At 36.7% G+C, this 17,638-nt stretch carries 17 protein-coding genes; 8 read left to right on the forward strand and 9 right to left on the reverse strand.

The genetic code is table 11. The features are described 5' to 3' along the window. Positions 1–19 precede the first annotated feature (19 nt). The 8 genes from BS85_RS0106955 to BS85_RS0106990 form a co-directional block, all read right to left on the reverse strand. On the reverse strand, positions 20–1,039 hold the full coding sequence (locus BS85_RS0106955; protein WP_026944155.1) for a hypothetical protein: 1,020 nt from the start codon (positions 1,037–1,039) through the stop codon (positions 20–22). Positions 1,040–1,107: 68 nt separating this feature from the next. Next, entirely contained in the window at positions 1,108–2,229 is a 1,122-nt protein-coding gene (locus tag BS85_RS0106960) for a ParB N-terminal domain-containing protein (RefSeq protein WP_169734696.1), read from the reverse strand. 104 nt (positions 2,230–2,333) lie between these two features. Further along, positions 2,334–2,579 (reverse strand): ParB N-terminal domain-containing protein, encoded by a 246-nt coding sequence (locus tag BS85_RS0106965; protein ID WP_026944157.1) that lies wholly within the window; start codon positions 2,577–2,579, stop codon positions 2,334–2,336. Positions 2,580–2,583: 4 nt separating this feature from the next. Further along, a complete protein-coding gene (locus BS85_RS0106970; RefSeq protein ID WP_026944158.1) occupies positions 2,584–3,975 on the reverse strand; it encodes a restriction endonuclease subunit S in 1,392 nt (463 codons plus the stop codon). Further along, positions 3,972–6,077 carry an N-6 DNA methylase gene (locus tag BS85_RS0106975; RefSeq protein WP_026944159.1) on the reverse strand — a complete coding sequence of 702 codons (2,106 nt, stop codon included), beginning with the start codon at positions 6,075–6,077 and terminating at the stop codon, positions 3,972–3,974. The genes BS85_RS0106970 and BS85_RS0106975 overlap by 4 nt, the downstream gene beginning before the upstream one ends. 57 nt (positions 6,078–6,134) lie before the next feature. Continuing rightward, positions 6,135–6,272: a hypothetical protein gene (locus BS85_RS11480; protein ID WP_156938082.1), complete on the reverse strand. Its 138-nt coding sequence runs from the start codon at positions 6,270–6,272 to the stop codon at positions 6,135–6,137. 84 nt (positions 6,273–6,356) lie between these two features. Next, entirely contained in the window at positions 6,357–6,821 is a 465-nt protein-coding gene (locus BS85_RS0106985) for a restriction endonuclease (RefSeq protein WP_026944160.1), read from the reverse strand. Between the two features lie 27 nt (positions 6,822–6,848). Then, on the reverse strand, positions 6,849–8,804 hold the full coding sequence (locus BS85_RS0106990; protein WP_026944161.1) for a saccharopine dehydrogenase family protein: 1,956 nt from the start codon (positions 8,802–8,804) through the stop codon (positions 6,849–6,851). A 148-nt stretch (positions 8,805–8,952) separates the two neighbouring features. On the opposite strand from BS85_RS0106990, the gene BS85_RS0106995 reads away from it, so the two are divergent. Beyond that, positions 8,953–9,579: a superoxide dismutase gene (locus tag BS85_RS0106995; protein WP_026944162.1), complete on the forward strand. Its 627-nt coding sequence runs from the start codon at positions 8,953–8,955 to the stop codon at positions 9,577–9,579. A gap of 434 nt (positions 9,580–10,013) precedes the next feature. On the opposite strand, the gene hisS is transcribed toward BS85_RS0106995, so the two are convergent. Next, positions 10,014–11,324: a histidine--tRNA ligase gene (gene hisS / locus BS85_RS0107005; protein WP_026944163.1), complete on the reverse strand. Its 1,311-nt coding sequence runs from the start codon at positions 11,322–11,324 to the stop codon at positions 10,014–10,016. A 137-nt stretch (positions 11,325–11,461) separates the two neighbouring features. Here hisS and rpmE point away from each other — a divergent pair, with 137 nt between their 5' ends. Genes rpmE through BS85_RS0107040 form a run of 7 tightly spaced genes read left to right on the forward strand, consistent with a single transcriptional unit; the run spans position 11,462 to position 17,631 of the window. After that, positions 11,462–11,665 (forward strand): 50S ribosomal protein L31, encoded by a 204-nt coding sequence (gene rpmE, locus BS85_RS0107010; protein ID WP_026944164.1) that lies wholly within the window; start codon positions 11,462–11,464, stop codon positions 11,663–11,665. Between the two features lie 15 nt (positions 11,666–11,680). Continuing rightward, positions 11,681–12,514, forward strand: a complete 834-nt coding sequence (gene rsmI, locus BS85_RS0107015; protein WP_026944165.1) for a 16S rRNA (cytidine(1402)-2'-O)-methyltransferase — start codon at positions 11,681–11,683, stop codon at positions 12,512–12,514. Positions 12,515–12,557: 43 nt separating this feature from the next. Beyond that, positions 12,558–13,244, forward strand: a complete 687-nt coding sequence (gene rlmB, locus BS85_RS0107020) for a 23S rRNA (guanosine(2251)-2'-O)-methyltransferase RlmB (RefSeq protein ID WP_026944166.1) — start codon at positions 12,558–12,560, stop codon at positions 13,242–13,244. Further along, positions 13,231–14,169 carry a hypothetical protein gene (locus tag BS85_RS0107025; protein WP_026944167.1) on the forward strand — a complete coding sequence of 313 codons (939 nt, stop codon included), beginning with the start codon at positions 13,231–13,233 and terminating at the stop codon, positions 14,167–14,169. Before rlmB ends, BS85_RS0107025 begins: the two co-directional genes overlap by 14 nt. After that, positions 14,163–15,011 carry a hypothetical protein gene (locus BS85_RS0107030; RefSeq protein WP_026944168.1) on the forward strand — a complete coding sequence of 283 codons (849 nt, stop codon included), beginning with the start codon at positions 14,163–14,165 and terminating at the stop codon, positions 15,009–15,011. The genes BS85_RS0107025 and BS85_RS0107030 overlap by 7 nt, the downstream gene beginning before the upstream one ends. 21 nt (positions 15,012–15,032) lie before the next feature. After that, positions 15,033–16,250 (forward strand): LL-diaminopimelate aminotransferase, encoded by a 1,218-nt coding sequence (locus tag BS85_RS0107035; RefSeq protein ID WP_026944169.1) that lies wholly within the window; start codon positions 15,033–15,035, stop codon positions 16,248–16,250. 7 nt (positions 16,251–16,257) lie between these two features. Beyond that, the gene (locus tag BS85_RS0107040; protein ID WP_425402393.1) at positions 16,258–17,631 is read left to right on the forward strand and encodes an NCS2 family permease; all 1,374 of its coding nucleotides are present in this window, start codon (positions 16,258–16,260) and stop codon (positions 17,629–17,631) included. Positions 17,632–17,638: the final 7 nt, after the last annotated feature.

The following is a 17,638-nucleotide window of genomic DNA, read 5'->3' on the forward strand; positions in this document are numbered from 1 at the left end:
TTAAAGAAGCGTAGGCACCTTAAAGACAAAATATCTCTGCGAGGGTAGATTTGGTGTAGTTTTGCAATTCTTGACTTAGATTTGCAGTGCCTTGCGGATTGAAATAATACAAAAACACTTGATTGTCTAATCCCTTGCTCTCGCCAAAAACACTTTCAAATCCTTGCACCTTATCCCTTGCATTCACCTCGTGTGTTAAGCCCTTAGGGTCTATGAAAATGATTTTATACTCCTTGCTTTGCTTATGCCTTAGCCAAAAGATAAAATCGGGATAAAACTTCCTATACGCTTGATTTTGCGAATCAAAATAAGGAATGTAAATAGAATCCACATTTTCTACAATCTTGCTAAAGCACCATTCATAGTCTTTTAGTGCATTGTCTTTATTTTTTATATAAACTTGTAATTCCTTTAAAAATGCAATCTCGCTTTGCTCTTTTATCGCACACACAATCCGCCCATCTTGCTTCTCATCAAGGATTAAAGGATTATAATAATACTCTTTTAATTCCGCATTAAGTTCATACGATTCTATTTTTTGTATTTTTGCATTTTGCTTGATAGCCTCTGTATATTCACTAAGATTTATTTTACCATCATTAAATTCCGCTTGTAATTCCTCTTCACTTTTAGCTAATAAAACTTCTTTTATCTTTACATTTATCTCTTCTATAATGCTAAAATCAAGCGTGGAGCTAAATTTCTTGAAATGACAAATTTCATCTTTAATCTCTGCAAACCTTTCAAGCTTTTTACTCTTCGTATGAAAGAAACTCTCTAAAACCCTCAAAGCATTCTCCGCCTTAAGCGTTTGCATATCCCCACTAATTTCAATCGCTTGTGTCTCACTATCATTTGCCATTTTTTCTTTAACTTTACACAATGTTTGATAACCTAAATCTTTCACCCTTATGTTCTCGCTTAAAAGCAGCACATCTTCATCAAAGGATTCTATATAACTTTTAAGCTCCTCAAAATCACATCGTGAGAGGATATAAGGCTTATTTTGTAAGTTTGTGGAATCCTTATATTTTGGCACGAGCAAGGGCTTAAGTTGCTATTAAAACTTAAATTTAGGGAAATTATAACGCCTACATTTTACTTTTACTATTTGGGAAATTTAGGAATATATTTTATCCGATAATATTCTTTTAATTCTTTTTCAAGTTCTTCCCTTAATTCCTCTGTATTTTTATAAGGAATCCATTTATACCCCTGTAAATCAAAACCAACTTCTTCTTTTACTTGCCCATCTCCATTATCTTTAAGCAACAAAATCAGTTGATTATCAATCCCTTTAGCACGACAAAGGGCTAAAGTATAACCCACTTCCAAATAAACATTAGGATTTTTACCTGTAATATCCGCAATCACAAGCCCTCTCTCATCAATTTGATTAAAAATCTCATCAATAATTTTATAAGTTGTTCCTTTTATATGTTTATCTATGCGTAAAGGCTCCAAAAGTTTTTCATCTCCTAAATTTCTACTTGCCTCTTTTATAGCTCCTCTTATCGCTTTATCAACATCATCATTACCTTTAAATTCCATAGCAATAAAAATCTTAAAACTTTTAGGAATATAGGTATTCTGATAGACCAAAAAGAGATTTTCAAAATCTTGAAATTTTTCTAACTTCGCATCCTCTAACAACCACTCACAAAAATATTTTATTTCTTTTCCTAGCTCAATGTTCTCATCATTTTGCATTTTTTCATAGAGTAAAAAGGCAATACAAATAAATTCTGCTAGTTGATTATGATTAGAAAAACTTTCTAATACCTCTTTAAAATTATCCTGCTTAACACTATCTCTCAAAAATGCGAAAAAATTATTTAGCAGTTCCTCGTTTTCAATCTTTTTTGCCAAATAATCACAAGCTTTAGCAATTATATTTTTTTCTAATTTATCCTGATAATCTTTAAAAATACCCAAAATCTTATCATTTGATTCTTTAAATACATATAGCCACCAATCAATACTTTTAAGTTCTTTAGAATCTTGAAATTCTTTCAATGTCTTGCTTAGATAATCTTTTGGCAAAAGCGGCTTGGATTTGGAATTAAGATAATAAAAGAGTGCCAACTCATTTTTGATGTTATCCTCATTGGATAAAATGAAAGTTACACCGATGATTTCATCACCAAAGCTACTTTCTTCACTCTCCAAAAGCCTTTTTATTGCTGAAAGCCTATGATTGCCATCAACGATTTTAAATTTTTGTAACATTTCATCTTTTTTTGAGGTCTCCCAAACTTGTAATTTTGCTAAACAATCTTTGCGTTGTGATATGCGAATACCCAAAGATTGATTTATAAATATATTTCCACTTTTCACCATTCAACAAATTGCAATTTCTTATCCCTTACCACAATCACAATATCAGGCAAATAACGATACTTTTCATTTTTAAGATATTGAATAATTTTCTCTTCGTGTTCTTGCTCTATTTCCCTCTGATACTCCCCGCTAAAAACTTCAAAGTTTGCTAGTTGCTTAAAAGTTAAATAACCTTTAGCCACACGATAATTAAAAACTTGCTCCTGCCACAAATAAATATCAATGGGTTCAAATGCCATATAGTTATCCTCCTAAAATCATAGATTCCACTTGTTTTTTAGCAGATTCTAAAATTGCTTTTGCTTCTTGTTGTAGTTTTTTTGCTCTCTCTTGTCTTTGCCTTATTTCATCAGCAATTCTTTCCTGCTCTGTCAATGATGGCAGAGGAATTTTTAGGTTTAAAAATTTGTCTATATTTAGATGTTTTATCACCGCTCCGATACTTTGACGACTAGCGAGAATATTCATCATAGAGCTTGCAAGCAAAAACTGCAAAAAATATCTATTAACTTCTTGGGTTAGCTTTAGCCTAAGTATTCCTCCGCTAATGACGTAATCTCTGGAGGTATCTGCTTCTAGACATATTCCTATCGTGCCATCTTTAGAATATAAAAGTTCATTTTCTTGAGGCTGGAAAATTTTAAGATTCTCATAAAGAGAAGCACTAATAAACTTTTGCACATTGTCAAAATCTATGCCACTATTTGAAATATCACTTACCCTAATAAATGGAATCTCTTGGCTTTGCGAATATTCGCTACTGCCAACTTCTATACCTTTTCTGAAACCCTCTATTGTAGAAGCTAAATTGACTAAAGGATATGAGGAACATTGTAAGGCTTTTTCTAGGTCTTGATAATATTTTTGATGATAGTTTGGGTCAAAGCGAGTATTACTTATATCGCTAAAGCTTCGCATAAAGATTCTGTTTTCTAGGATATTATTACTTTTTAGTGGCATTACAATACCTAATTCGTCCAATAAATATTTATCAGTAGAATCTAAAATCTCTTTTGCTATTTGGTCTTTGTCTTTCTTAACTTGATAAGCGTTGTCCATAATATCAATAATTTGCTGTTGAATTTGTTTGTTGGGAATCTGTGGAATTTGTAATTCTTTGATTCTCTCAATAGCCAATTTTGGAATTGTCGTTTGTATATATTGTCTTTTCATTTGATTTTGCAAAAACGAAGTTTTCAAAACAATACTCAAAAATTTTGGCAATACACTATTAATAGCTTGTAGCTTTACGCAATTTTCTGTCAAAATGACTTGATTATTTGTGTGATTTTTAAATAAAAATATTTTTCCTATTGTTCCAGCAATAGACAAAGCTATTTCATTATTATGGATTTCATAACGAGAAAGGAGATTAAAAATATTCTCATCTATTGATTTTAAATTATTTATATCAACCTCTAAACTTTCAGAATCTAAATCTTCAACGCGTAAATATTTATATGGCGTTATGGTATGAGAATAGGTTTCACCCTTTGGGATTCTCTTACCACTTCGGATAGAAACAAAGCTTTTTAGGGGATAGGTTGTTATTGTTATATTGGCATCTCTATAATACTCTGCATCAAATCTTCCATAACAAACTTCGCTGAAATTGCGTGAAAATATCTTGCTCATTTTTTGCCCCAATTTTGTGCATAATATTCTTTAAACTGCTGGGCGACTTCTGCTAAATCAGACTCTTCATATTTGCAAGTTTGCTTACCTGTGGCGTCAAAGCCAATCTCTTCAATGATAGCCATAAAAATGCGATAATCTTCTAATGTTTTGATTTGCTCCTTTGCCTCACTCTCTATTTTATCCCTTATCAGTTCTTCTTTAAATTTATATTCTCCTTTGATATTTGCAATTTCATTTTTAAGATTATTAATATTCTCTTGTAAAATTTTATTTTCTAAATCATTTTTGAGTTCTTTTTCTAGGGATTTTAGTTCTTTATTGATTGGAGTTATTGCTTTCTTACATTCTTCTCTTAAGGATAAAATCTTTGGTTTATATTTTGAAGTGCTACTTTGTTCAATATTTTTCTTTTGGGAAACAAAAGATTCATAAGCCTTTTTAGGTTTCTTTTTTAGAACCAAAATGCTTGATTTTACTCCCGCCCCATAGTTTGAAAAGGTATGCTGTGGCAAAGAAAAAGAAGCAAGCAGATAGAATCTTTCTAGCAAATAATCTCGCACATTTTGTGTGCTAGAATTTGTTAAGATTCCATCAGGCAAGACACAAGCGACAATTCCATTTTCTTTTAAAAAGTCAAAATATCTCTCCAAGAAGAGAACTTCACTTTTTTGAGATTCTAAATCTTTGTTTAATTTTTTATCTATGATTTCATCAATAAAATGCACTTCACTTTTGGAAAAATCAAAGTTTTCAAAATAAGATTTGCTTGAGGGGATACTAGAACCAAAGGGGGGATTGGTAAAAATATAATCAAAGCTATTTTTTTGAAATTTGTTATTTTTAATAATGAAGTTTTCAAAGGAATCCAAACCATCGGCAGTAATAACATTCGTATGTCCATCATCGTGGATAATCATATTCATTTTAGCAGTTTGTGAAATCCCACCACTGATTTCTATACCATAAAGATTTTTTTCCGCAAAGGAATGCCAAAAATTATGTTGTGCAGTTTTATCTTTAAGCTTTTTGCTTTTTTCTTGCATATATTGCAAGGTTTGCAACAAAAAACCTCCGCTTCCACAACTTGGGTCTAACACTAAATCATCTCTTGTAATCTCAAAGCATTGCACAATAAATTTAACAATATTTAATGGCGTAAAATATTGTCCCGCTGTGCCCTTGAAAAAATCAGCAAAAAACTTTTGAAAAACCTGCCCCTTAATATCTAAGTCTGTTTTACTAAGATTGATTGATTCTAAATTCTCGACAAGGAATTTGATTTCATCAGCATCAAGGATTATGGAATTATCAAAAACATTACTATCTTTTTCTTTATAACGACCATAAAGTTCTTTAATGCGTTTTTCTAAGGCGTATTTATCTTCATCACGATTTTTTTGAAATTCATAATATTCTTTATCATAGTCCGCATCGTATTCAGCTATTTTTTCGTCCATAATTTTTGTAAAAATAATTTTGCTAAATTCGCTAAACGCTTCGGCTGGATTTCTTTTACCACCATTCCACAAATAATTATGAATCTTTTGCAATAGAGATTTTAATTCCTCTGTGTCAATAGGTTGGATATTATTATTTTCAGAATCTCTTAGATATTTCCATAGGGGTGCATCGCCTCCATAATTAGGAATATCGTCAATCAAATCATTGCCATCATCTTTAATGTAAAGCGTTACACTTTCTTTACCATTGGTCGCTTGCGCATAGTCTGCGCGCAAAAAATTTGCATAGCTCAAAGCTTGCTCTTTAGCCTCCTTTAAATCTCTTTGGTCTTGTTTTTTGCATTCTATTATAATAGAAGCTTTTTTATGGTTTTTGTCTTTATATATTATAATATCCGCCCTTTTATTACTTTTGTTTTCACTCCCTCTTTTAACAGGCACTTCTATAGCTAGAGTTTCAAGCGGATATTTCTTTTCCTCAATAAGTTTTATAAAAGTTTTTGCCCTTATTTTTTCTTCTGGGCTATTGTAAGGCTGTTTTGATGGCTTTTTAGTATGGTAAATGATATATTCTTCCTCAAAACTTATATAACCTTCTTTTTGCGCATTTTGAAATGCCTGAGTTATGTCTTCTTGCATTATGCTTTAACCTCCTTGATTTTCCAACCTTACAAAGTAATAAGATAATTTTTGCCCTTAATTACACTTTAATCCACGATTAATAAGTAGATTGCTAAAGCCACTTTTAGCAATATTTCCCTGATGAAAATCCTTGATTTTCACACCTAAGTAGCAGTCTTCTAGTTTGCTGTAAAATGCTTTTTTGTAATCCATACGCAACACTCCCTTATGCCTTTATTTTGCGGTATTTTAGCGATATTGGGCTTAATTCTTGATTGAAAGCTGTTTAAGCGAGTTTCACGCAAAATAAGGGATAATCTTATACTCCATATCGTTTTCTTCCAAAAATTTTTTCACCCCATAATCCACACTTTCACAACTTGTTACAAACACACGGCGCACATTCTTTTTGGCAAAAATCTTTTGATTTTGCTCTATGTATGCAGTGCAATCGCCTAAAAAGATTCTCAAATGCTCCTGCTTCACTTGCGAACGCTCCCAATTCTTGCACTGAATCAAAAGTGCCTCTTTGTCTTTATATGCAATTATATCAATGCCTTTATCGCGCCGTCCCTCCTTAAGTCCTTTAGGATATACCTTGTAACCCTGCTGTTTATAATGCCTAACAATTTGCAATTCGTATTTATCGCCTTTTTGCTTGTTTTTTCGTGCATTATTAAAGTCTTTATTCTCTCTGTAAGCATAAGTTGTGCGCTTTTTAGGAAAGAGCACATAACGCAACAATCTAAACAATACACCCACAAATGCCTCCTTATTCCTCCAAAATATTCAAATGCCACAAGCACTTAAGCAAATTTCACTCTCTCTCCCGTCTTCTAGCACTTTTGCCTCTCCATTAGATTCAATTTCAAGCACAACATAAGGAAGCCCTTGTTTGTTTAGCTCTTGCATAAAGGGGTCGGGGTCGTTTTGCTCCATATTCCACACACCACTTCCTTGAAATTCAGCTTGTAGCGATAAATCGGAGAGCTTGTCGCTCATTTGTGCGATAGACGCTTGTGTCTTATCTCCGCATTCGCAACTGCGCAACTCCGATTTCTCATCTACAATCTTAGAATTTCTATCACTACTTGCCACTTCCGCACAATTCTTATTATTTCCATTTTGCAACTCTAGCGCATTATCAATTCCTTGATATTCTCCACCTTTTGGCATATCCTGGTTTGCCTCCAAACGCTCGGCATTATAAGATTCCTTTAAATCCTCAAATTCTAGGGTTGTAGATGAATTTTTGAGGTTGTGCGAGGTAAGCGAATGAGGTGTATTAGACATACTCCGCAATGAAGTGTCCGATGCACTCCTCAAAAAGTCGCTACAAACCGAATTTGCGCCTACGCCCCATTTGCCCTCACAAATGAGCTTCGCCCCAATCATCGCCGGCACACCTGTGGTATAACTCACACCCTGCGCATTCACTTCGGCATAGCATTTCTCGTGTTCGCATACATTATAAATATAAATCGTGCGCTCCTTGCCGTCCTTGATTCCGCGCATATAGCAGCCGATATTTGTCTTACCCTTTGTGCGACTTGCCAAACTTGCAGGATCTGGCAAAAGCGTCTTTAGCACCTCTATTGGCACGATTTTTTGCCCCTTGTGTTCCACAGAGTCTACGCGCAAAAGCCCGACATTCTCAAGGCATTTCATATGCGTGAGGTAAGATTCTCCAAAGGTCATAAAAAAGCGGATTCTTTTTAGTCCCTTGATATTACGCACAAGTGATTCTAGCTCCTCGTGGTAGAGCAAATAGCTATTTTTCACGCCCACTTCGGGATAATCCCACTCTTTCATTAACGCAAGAGGTGGAATATCGCGCCATTGCCCCCCTGCATAATCCACCACCTGCAAATTCTGTGTGTTAGATTCTAGCGCAAAATGCTTCTCTTCGCGTTCAAACTTGCGATAAATGGTGTCTTGTTGTAAATCAGAATTGATGGCGGTATCGGTTTGGGAGACAAGGGAGGATTTAGAATCTACTTGAGATCCTGAATCTTGCGCGCCGCGTTCCAAGATTGTAGATGAATTTTTAGGGTTGTGCGAGGTAAGCGAATGAGGTGTATTAGACATACTCCGCAATGAAGCGTCCGTTGCACTCCCTAAAAAGTCGCTACAAGCTGAACGCGCCACCCAATACCGCGCCTTGCTACTTACTTCACGCAAATTGATTTCAGGATTAAAGTTTGTCGCAAACGCATAGCCGTGGTCGCCAGCGTTGCAATCCAAAATATCAATGCTCTCTATCTCGTCAAAATAATGCTTCTGCGCATACGCACAAAAGACATTCGTAACACCCGGGTCAAAGCCGCTACCAAGCAGCGCGTAAATCCCCGCTTCTTTGTAACGCGCGTCATACGCCCATTGCTCCTTATACTCAAAATGCGCGGAATCTGGGTGCTCATAGTTTGCAGTATCCAAATAATGTGTCTTTGTGCGCAAACACGCCTCCATAATCGCCAAATCCTGATAAGGAAGCGCGACATTCACCACGAGTTTTGGGCGATATTTCTCAATCAAAGCCACAAGGGATTCCACATTATCCGCATCAACTGCATCAATCTCAATTTCGCCCAAGCCTTTCGCGCGGATAGAATCTGCGATTGCCCTGCATTTACTTAATGTGCGTGAAGCTAAAATAATGCGTGAAAATACCTCGCGATTCTGCGCCATTTTGTGCGCGACAACGCCCCCAACTCCCCCTGCTCCGATTTGTAAAACAACAGCCATTTCTAATCCTTATATAAAACAAAATGAAGCAATTTTACAAAATTTTTGTTTAAGAATTCAAGGAATCTTTAGAGGACAATTTTATTTTAATTATGTTAGAATCTCATTTCAAAACTTTATGTTTTAATTTATTTTTTAAGGATTCATTATGTTTCAATTACGCAAATTACCATTTACCGAGATTACAGGCTTTATTAGTAAAGAAACCTGCGAATATCATCACGGCAAACACCACCAAACCTACATCAACAATCTAAACAATTTGATTAAAGGAACGGAGTTTGAAAGCAAAGGCTTATTTGAGATTCTAACAAAATCACAAGGAGGCGTGTTTAACAACGCGGCACAAGTGTATAATCACGACTTTTATTGGGATTGCGTTAGCCCAAATACAAGCAGCAAAAGCGCAGAACTAGAAGAAGCTATCCAAACAAGTTTTGGTGGGCTAGAAAAGTTTAAAGAAACCTTTTTAAACGCCGCTACAACACTTTTTGGCTCTGGTTGGTGCTGGGTTGTATGGAATCCAAATGCTAACAAGCTAGAAATCAAACAAACAAGCAATGCGCAAACTCCTGTAACAGAGGGATTAATTCCTGTGCTTGTCGTAGATGTGTGGGAACACGCTTATTACATTGACCACAGAAACGCGCGTCCTGCGTATTTAGAAAAGTTTTTCAGTCATATTCATTGGGAATTTGTCTCTACAAGCCTTGCAAACGCAAAAGCACAAGGGATAGATTCTGTGAAAAACTACACAAAATCTCTCCACATTTAAATCTTATCCTTAGCAGGTAAGCTTTATGCTTACTTGCAATATTAAAAATTCCAAAAATTCACGATTTTACACGCTTCTTTTAAGTGCGTCAAAATGCGGATACTTTGGTTTCTGTCCTTGCGAGGCGCGGAGCAACGAAGCAATCTATAATCTTGTATAAAGTAATCTTTACGATGGAATCTTTTAAGGAGGTGCAACATTATAGATTGCCACGAAAATTTTTCAAATTTTCTCGCAATGACAAAGCAAGCAACATCAAGGCAATTTAAAGTTGTGGATTTGCATTAAAGCGGGTAAATTTACTATCACAAATACACACCACGAAGTCCTGCGACTTCTCGCAAGGACAGAGTGGAATCCCTGTTTCCACTAATGCAGAATCTCATAAGGGTGCAGTAGTGAAGATTCCTAATTCTTACCCCACAAGGGCGCACTTAAGATTCTACAACCCGCAAACACTCCACGAGGGATTCTAAACTCAAATGATTTTTTTGCTCTCCGCTTTCCATATTTTTGAGCGTATAAGTCTTTTGTGCTTCCTCCTCCTCCCCTAGCACAATCACATATTTATAACCCTTAGCATTCGCATACGCAAAGGATTTTTTAGGTTTTACAACTTCGGGATACACCTCAATTTTTAAGCCAAGATTCCGCAAATTCTGTGCCACAAAATAGCCATACTCTAGCGAATGCAGCGGAATCAGCAAGGCATTTGCAACATTTGCATTACCCTTGATTAATCCTAGCTCCTCTAATCCTGCAAGCAACCTATCTAGCCCGATACTAGCCCCCACACCACTGAGGGAATCGCTAGAGAAATTTTGCGTCAAATTATCGTAACGCCCACCCGAGCAAACAGAACCCAATGTGGGCAAATCCCCTAATGTCGTCTCATAAATGATTCCGGTGTAATACCCAAGCCCACGCGCAATAGAGAGATTGATGTGATAAAATTCTTGTGGAAGCAGCGAACGAAGCAGTTTGCAAAGTTCCTTTAATTCACTAATGCCCTGCTGAAATACCGCGTTTGCACTAAAGGATTCCAATTTACCTAAAAACTCTAGCGCACTGCCCTCTTGCTTTTGCGCAATAAAATCCAAAAGCATTGTAATATCCGCGCCCTTGAGAGTCGTTTTACTTTGTAATTCCTCACACACGCTCTCCCGCCCAATCTTATCAATCTTATCAAGGATTCTTAAGGTTTCAATCGTTTGCGATTCCGCGCCTAAAGATTCCATCAAGCCATTAAAAATTTTGCGATGATTCAAAGCAATCGTGAATCTCTCCACACCCAAATGGCGCAAAGTCTGATAAATCACTTGCACAATCTCCGCATCACTTCCTATGCTTTGTGTGCCAATAAAATCAAAATCGCATTGCGTAAATTCCCTATAACGCCCTTTTTGTGCGCGTTCCCCGCGAAACACATTGCCAATACAATACCGCTTAAAAGGCAAACCAAGCTCGTTTTTGTATTGCGAAATAAAACGCGCCAAAGGAACGGTTAAATCAAACCGCAATGCAACCTCGCGTCCTCCGTGGTCTAAGAAGTGATACATTTCCTTTTGAATCTCCTCACTCCCTTGCTTTTTTAGAATCTCTGCATATTCTAAATGCGGGGTTTCAATAGGAGAGAAACCAAATGCTTCAAAGGATTCCACAATGCGCTTGAGCATTTTTGATTTTGCATAAGATTCTTTGGGCAAGCGGTCTTTAAAGCCGCTTAAAGTGCGTGGTGTAATCATCTTTGCTCCAATTTCAAAATTTCTAAAAAAAGATATTAACAAAAATATGCTAAAGAATTTTAAAATTTATGCTAAATCTTAGTATTTTTTAGATATGATTTGCGCTTCATTTTATTTAAATTTTAAAGGCTGTTATGATGAAAAAAGGAATCCACCCTGAATATGTCCCCTGCAAAGTAACTTGCGTTACAAGTGGCAAAGAAATTGAAGTTTTAAGCACAAAACCCACATTAAGAATTGATATTTCCTCCTTTTGCCACCCTTTTTACACAGGTTCTGACAAGGTAGTTGATGCAACTGGAAGAGTTGAGAAGTTTAAACAAAGATACAATCTAAAATAACTCATTGATTGGGATATGGTTACTTTTCTGCCTACACCCATTGGTAACCTACAAGACATTACACTCCGCACATTAGAAGCCTTGAGAGAATGCGAGGTGCTTTTGTGTGAGGATACAAGAGTGAGCAAAAAGTTAATCTCGCTTCTAGTGGAGCGCGGACTTCTGCCACTCAAAGACTATCAATATTTTGCCTTTCACACGCATAACCAAACACAATTTTTAAGCCAAATTTCCTTAGAGTTTTTCAGTCAAAACATTGGTTTTTTAAGTGATGCAGGAATGCCTTGTATCAGCGACCCGGGCGTGGAGCTTGTCCGATATTTGCAAACACACAATCTGCCCTATGAGGTTTTAGGTGGAATTAGTGCGGTAACACTTGTTGTTGCCTTTAGTGGAATCGTGGAGAAAGAATTTTGTTTTTTGGGATTCCCTCCACATAAGCTAAAAGAACGCACACAATACCTTGCAAACGCATTAAAAAATCCTTATCCAACAATTTTTTATGAATCGCCTCACCGCTTACTTGAAAGCTTGGAATTAATGGCACAAGTGGATAAAAATCGGCAAGTGTTTTTAGCAAAAGAATTGACAAAAAAGTATCAACAAACCTTTCAAGGCACTTTAGCGCAAATCCAAGAATCTTTAACGCAGCATAGCTCTAAGGATTCCGCATTGCTTAAAGGAGAATGGGTGATAGTGGTAAGCGGTGCGCCATTGGATACCAACGAGAATGTTTTAACACAAGAAATGTTATTAAGCCTAGAGATTCCACCTAAAATAAAAGCTAAGATTCTAGCGAAATTAAAAGGCGGAAATGCAAGTGAATATTATCAACTATTGATAAAATAAAATAAAATAAACAAAAATTTTAAGAAAAAATAGGATAAAATCAATGATTGTTTATGGAAAACGCATTGCGGAATATATCTTAGCAAATCATAGCGCAAAAATCCAAAGCATTTATCTCGCAAAAGAGATTGACAAGAAGCAATTTAGTGCATTTGCTAAGCTGAATGTCCCGCTTTTGCGCGTGGATTCCAAAAAAGCACAAGCTTTAGCAAAAGGCGGAAATCATCAGGGCTATTTGCTAGAGATTACACCTCTAGTGCCATTAGAGTTTAACGCAATAAAGGCTATGGACTTTGTGCTTGTGCTTTGTGGAATCAGCGATGTAGGCAATATTGGCGCACTCTTTCGCACTGCCTATGTGCTAGGAGTGAATGGAATCGTAATTTGCGGCTTAAAGGATTTTAAGCAAGAGGGTGTTTTACGCGCGAGTGCTGGGGCATTACTAGATATGCCTTTTGCTGTGATACATAATGCGTTAGATGTGGCAAATGAATTGAAATTAGCCCATTTTACCCTTTATGGAACAAACGCACAAGGCACAAACCTAATGCAAACGCCAAGCGGAAAAATAGCATTATTTCTAGGCAATGAGGGAGAGGGCTTAAGCAATAAAATCTTAAAAAAAATGGATAAAAATCTAGCGATTCTACAAAAAAGAGAATTTGATTCTCTCAATGTCAGCGTAGCTGGTGCAATTTTAATAGATAGGATTCTAAATGGAAGATATTGAAAAATTAAAAAATATTGGCGCAAGAGAAATTTCAAAGCATACGCACATGGCGTTAAATAAAATCCAAAATATTTTGGATTCCAACTTTGCAGAACTTAAAGACCATACAACCACTATTGGGCTTATAAAAATTTTAGAGAGAGAATATAATGTGGATTTACAAAAATGGCAAGAAGAATACAATGAGTTTTGCAACAACAACCAAGAACCAAATCCGGAGAACCTAGAATCTGTGATTAATTTCAAAATCACGCACGAGATAACAGGACAAAATAATTCCAAAACCTACATTATTGCAAGTGCAATTATTCTTGTATTGTTAGGTGTTGGATTCTATGTTTATACTAATTTTTCCAACAATTCTGTCAAGATTACAGACGCCATAACTTCACAAGAACCACCACAGACAGAATCGCAAACCATTGCTCCTGCTACGGAGGAGAATGCTACAAGCAATGTTGAGAATAACTCCACTATTGGCGAAGGAAACACTAAAACACTTGCTAATTCCGAACCACTACCAACCAATAATTCCCTAGACGCTTCTGCCTCTGCACCCATCAATTCTCAACCAAAAAATGGGGGGCAAGATTCTTTGCAAACTACGCAAAACACGCAAAACAATACTATTTCAACCACAAAACACAAATTAGAAATTATCCCCCGTTCTAATGTGTGGGTTGGAATCGTTTATTTAGATACACGCAAAAAAACCTCCCTACTCACAAGCACTGCCTTAGAGATAGACTTAACGCGTCCGCAGACGATTATCACAGGACATGGAATGCTTGATTTAAATAGCAATGGTGAGCTAACCAATTACAACCAAGCAGAAAAAATGCTTTTTATGGTAGATGAAGCAGGAAACTTTAGCCAAATCACACTTGCACAATACAATCAACACACTAAGGGATTAGGATGGTAAAAAACACTTGCAAATGGTTTATCCTTGCAATGATTGGTTTGTTTGTCAGCAATGTTTATGCGCAAACTTCCTTGCAAAATCCTATTGATTATAAAGTCATACAACTTCTAGGCGCACAAGAGTATCAGACAAACCAAAAGTTTATCCAAAGACTTTTTAGCAATCAAGGTTATTTTTTGGATAAGCAAGGACAGCCTGATTTATATAAAATTTCTAAAACCCTAAAACAAAATGGGCTACTCAAACTAACTTTCAAACAACCAAGAGAGCTTGAAGTTACTTTCAGTATCCAAGAAAATCCAACAACTTTCACAAGCGTATTGTATGACATATTAAACGAAATGGGATATTATTACTTTTTGCTCAAAGAAAGTATGTTAGATGGGCGACAATTTAAATTTATTCTTTCAATGAATACAGAATATGCCATTGACCCTACCCTACTACAGGAAAAATTATCTGACTATGGTTACAAAGTTCAAAATATTGAACGCAATAGCATTTATCAATGGAATTATGCAATCACAAATACCACTTTCGCATATCCAAAAGCCACACAATTAACACCTAGCCAAACAAACCAAAAGGCGAATCTAAAAGGGGAATATTGGTATCAAATCAGCAATGGCACTCGTTTAGAAGTTAAATCAAGCAATGGAATCTTATGGTATCCCAAGCTCATATTCTTTGATAAAAATCTTAATATCCTAGAAATCATCAGCAGTCAAAAAACTTTACAAATAATCCAAAAGGAGATTCCAAAAGGAGCAATATTTGTAAAAATTACAGATACTTTTCTACCCATCACAATTAAAAATGGCTTAGATATAACACTAAAATAACAATCTAAACGAGGAGAAAAAATGTTTGACGAAATTGAATTTGAAAAAATCAAAAGACTGCCAAAGTATGTTTTTGCTGCAATCAATGAAATTAAATTAAAAATGCGCCAAGAGGGTGAAGATGTCATTGATTTTAGTATGGGGAATCCCGATGGAGCAACTCCAGAACATATTGTGGATAAGCTTTGCGAAGCAGCACATAAACCAAAAAATCACGGCTATTCTGCGAGTAAAGGAATCTATAAATTACGCCTTGCTGTTGCAGATACCTATCAACGCAAATATGGAATCGCATTAGACCCCGATATGCAAGTGTGTATCGCAATGGGTTCTAAAGAGGGCTATGTGCATTTAGTCCAAGCCATTACGAATCCGGGCGATACTGCTATTGTTGCAGAACCCGCTTATCCGATTCATTACTACGCCTTTATTTTAGCGGGTGCGAATGTCGCGACTTTTGGGCTAAAATGGAATGAAAAATACGAACTAGATGAGGACGCGTATTTTGCAAGTTTGGAGAAAGCCTTGCACAATACAATGCCAAAGCCCAAGTTTGTCGTAACAAATTTTCCACACAATCCCACTACCGTAGTTGTTTATAAAAGCTTCTATGAAAGACTTGTGGCATTGGCAAAAAAAGAGCGATTTTATATTATTAATGACATTGCCTATGCGGATTTAAGTTTTGATGGCTATGTTGCGCCCTCTATTTTTGAGGTAGAAGGTGCGCTAGATGTAGCAGTGGAATCTTACACGCTTTCTAAAAGCTACAATATGGCAGGTTGGCGCGTGGGTTGCGTGGTGGGAAATGAAAAACTCATTGGCGCATTGCAAAAAATTAAATCGTGGCTAGATTATGGGCTTTACACGCCGATTCAAATTGCCGCTACGATTGCCTTAAATGGCGACCAAACTTGTGTGCAAGAGATTGCAAACAAATACGAACATCGTATGGAAGTGCTCATTGATAGCTTTGGAGCGGCAGGGTGGAAAATGACAAAACCAAAGGCGAGTATGTTTATTTGGGCGGAGATTCCAGAAAGTGTGAAGCATTTAGGCAGTATGGAGTTTTCTAAGTGGCTTTTGCAGGAGGCAAAAATCGCGGTAAGTCCGGGTATTGGCTTTGGCAATCACGGAGACCATTATGTGCGCATTGCTTTAATAGAAAATGAAAATAGAATCCGACAAGCAGGGCGAAATCTCAAAAAGTTTTTAAAACAATTTGAACCCAACGCATAGGGCAATAATGACCAATAAAGAATCGCAAAACCCTAAGCAACAAATGAAAAAATGCCACAAGTGCAACCCTTTAAACCTAAAGCAGTGCGTGGAGCAGTATTTTCAGCTTCCGTCTAAAGGGAGCAATATTAAAACAGAATTTCTAGCGGGTTTTACGATTTTTCTCTCAATGCTCTATGTGATTCCAGTTTCCACAGAGATTCTCTCCCAAGCAGGAATGCCTAAAGAAGCCCTAATTACTGCAATCACACTTATTACGATTCTCTCTACTTTTGTGTGTGGAATCTATGCGAACACACCCATTGCGATGAGTGTGGGAATGGGCTTAAATGCGTATTTTACTTATGGCATTGTGCAAGGTTATGGAATCTCGTGGCAGCAAGGCTTGGGAATCGTATTTGTTTCGGGATTGATTTTTACCCTCATTTCCTTGAGTAATTTTAGGGTTTGGATTCTGCAATCTATCCCTAAAAACCTGCGTTTTGCGCTTTGTGTAGGGCTAGGCGCATTTCTTGCAACCATTGGGTTAAAAGGCTTAGGCATCTTCACATTCCAAAATGATAATTTATTGCTTGGCGATTTAAGCCAGATTTCAACACTTTTAGGAATTTTTGGAATCATCGTTGCGCTTGTATTGTATGTTTTAAAAATCAAAGGCGCGTTTATCCTTACAATTGCGTTGCTTAGCGGAATAGGATTTGTCTTTGGAATCGCACAAGCCCCCACGCAAATCTTTTCCTCTCCCGCTTCCATTGCGCCGATTGCGCTAGAATTAGATGTGGTTGGCATTTTAAAATTTACCTTTGTCCCCGTGATTTTAATGCTAATGGTTACGGATTTGTTTGATTCCTTAGGCACACTCTCTGGGATTGGAATCAAGGCAAATTTGTTTTATGGCTTAGACCATACAGAGCGCGATACACCGCTAGAGCGCACTTTGCAAGTTGATGCAATGGCAACAATGGCAGGGGGGCTTCTTGGCACTTCCACCACAACAAGCTTTTTAGAATCTGTCAGTGGCACTGCTACAGGAGGACGAAGTGGGCTTAGCGCGGTATTTACAGCGTTGTTTTTTTGTTTGACGCTTTTTATTTTGCCCTTGTTTTTAAGCATTCCCTCCTTTGCGATTTATCCTATTTTAGTTGTAATTGGTGCATTTATGTTTTTGGAGATTTCCCATATTGATTTTAGCGACACGGATTCTTTGATTGCAAGTTTTTTCATCATTCTCTTAATGCCTCTAACCTCCTCCATTACGATTGGATTAAGTGCGGGATTCTTGGTGTATTTGCTGCTTGTCCTCGTGCAAGGACATTGGGATAAAATTAGCGGTGGATTGCTATGTATCACCTTTTTGGGCGTGGTGCCTTTTATTTTCTAGGGATTTT

Source organism: Helicobacter rodentium ATCC 700285 (genome assembly GCF_000687535.1).
In the GTDB taxonomy this organism is placed as follows: Bacteria; Campylobacterota; Campylobacteria; order Campylobacterales; family Helicobacteraceae; genus Helicobacter_D; species Helicobacter_D rodentium.

Coding starts and splice junctions, on each gene's coding strand:
- rlmB (WP_026944166.1), top strand. CDS start 12,558: ATGATTGTTTATGGAAAACGCATTGCGGAATATATCTTAGCAAATCAT.
- rsmI (WP_026944165.1), top strand. CDS start 11,681: ATGGTTACTTTTCTGCCTACACCCATTGGTAACCTACAAGACATTACA.
- rpmE (WP_026944164.1), top strand. CDS start 11,462: ATGAAAAAAGGAATCCACCCTGAATATGTCCCCTGCAAAGTAACTTGC.
- BS85_RS0107025 (WP_026944167.1), top strand. CDS start 13,231: ATGGAAGATATTGAAAAATTAAAAAATATTGGCGCAAGAGAAATTTCA.
- BS85_RS0106990 (WP_026944161.1), bottom strand. CDS start 8,804: ATGGCTGTTGTTTTACAAATCGGAGCAGGGGGAGTTGGGGGCGTTGTC.
- BS85_RS0106970 (WP_026944158.1), bottom strand. CDS start 3,975: ATGAGCAAGATATTTTCACGCAATTTCAGCGAAGTTTGTTATGGAAGA.
- BS85_RS0106975 (WP_026944159.1), bottom strand. CDS start 6,077: ATGCAAGAAGACATAACTCAGGCATTTCAAAATGCGCAAAAAGAAGGT.
- hisS (WP_026944163.1), bottom strand. CDS start 11,324: ATGATTACACCACGCACTTTAAGCGGCTTTAAAGACCGCTTGCCCAAA.
- BS85_RS0106965 (WP_026944157.1), bottom strand. CDS start 2,579: ATGGCATTTGAACCCATTGATATTTATTTGTGGCAGGAGCAAGTTTTT.
- BS85_RS0107040 (WP_425402393.1), top strand. CDS start 16,258: ATGACCAATAAAGAATCGCAAAACCCTAAGCAACAAATGAAAAAATGC.
- BS85_RS0106960 (WP_169734696.1), bottom strand. CDS start 2,229: ATGTTACAAAAATTTAAAATCGTTGATGGCAATCATAGGCTTTCAGCA.
- BS85_RS0107035 (WP_026944169.1), top strand. CDS start 15,033: ATGTTTGACGAAATTGAATTTGAAAAAATCAAAAGACTGCCAAAGTAT.
- BS85_RS11480 (WP_156938082.1), bottom strand. CDS start 6,272: ATGGATTACAAAAAAGCATTTTACAGCAAACTAGAAGACTGCTACTTA.
- BS85_RS0107030 (WP_026944168.1), top strand. CDS start 14,163: ATGGTAAAAAACACTTGCAAATGGTTTATCCTTGCAATGATTGGTTTG.
- BS85_RS0106995 (WP_026944162.1), top strand. CDS start 8,953: ATGTTTCAATTACGCAAATTACCATTTACCGAGATTACAGGCTTTATT.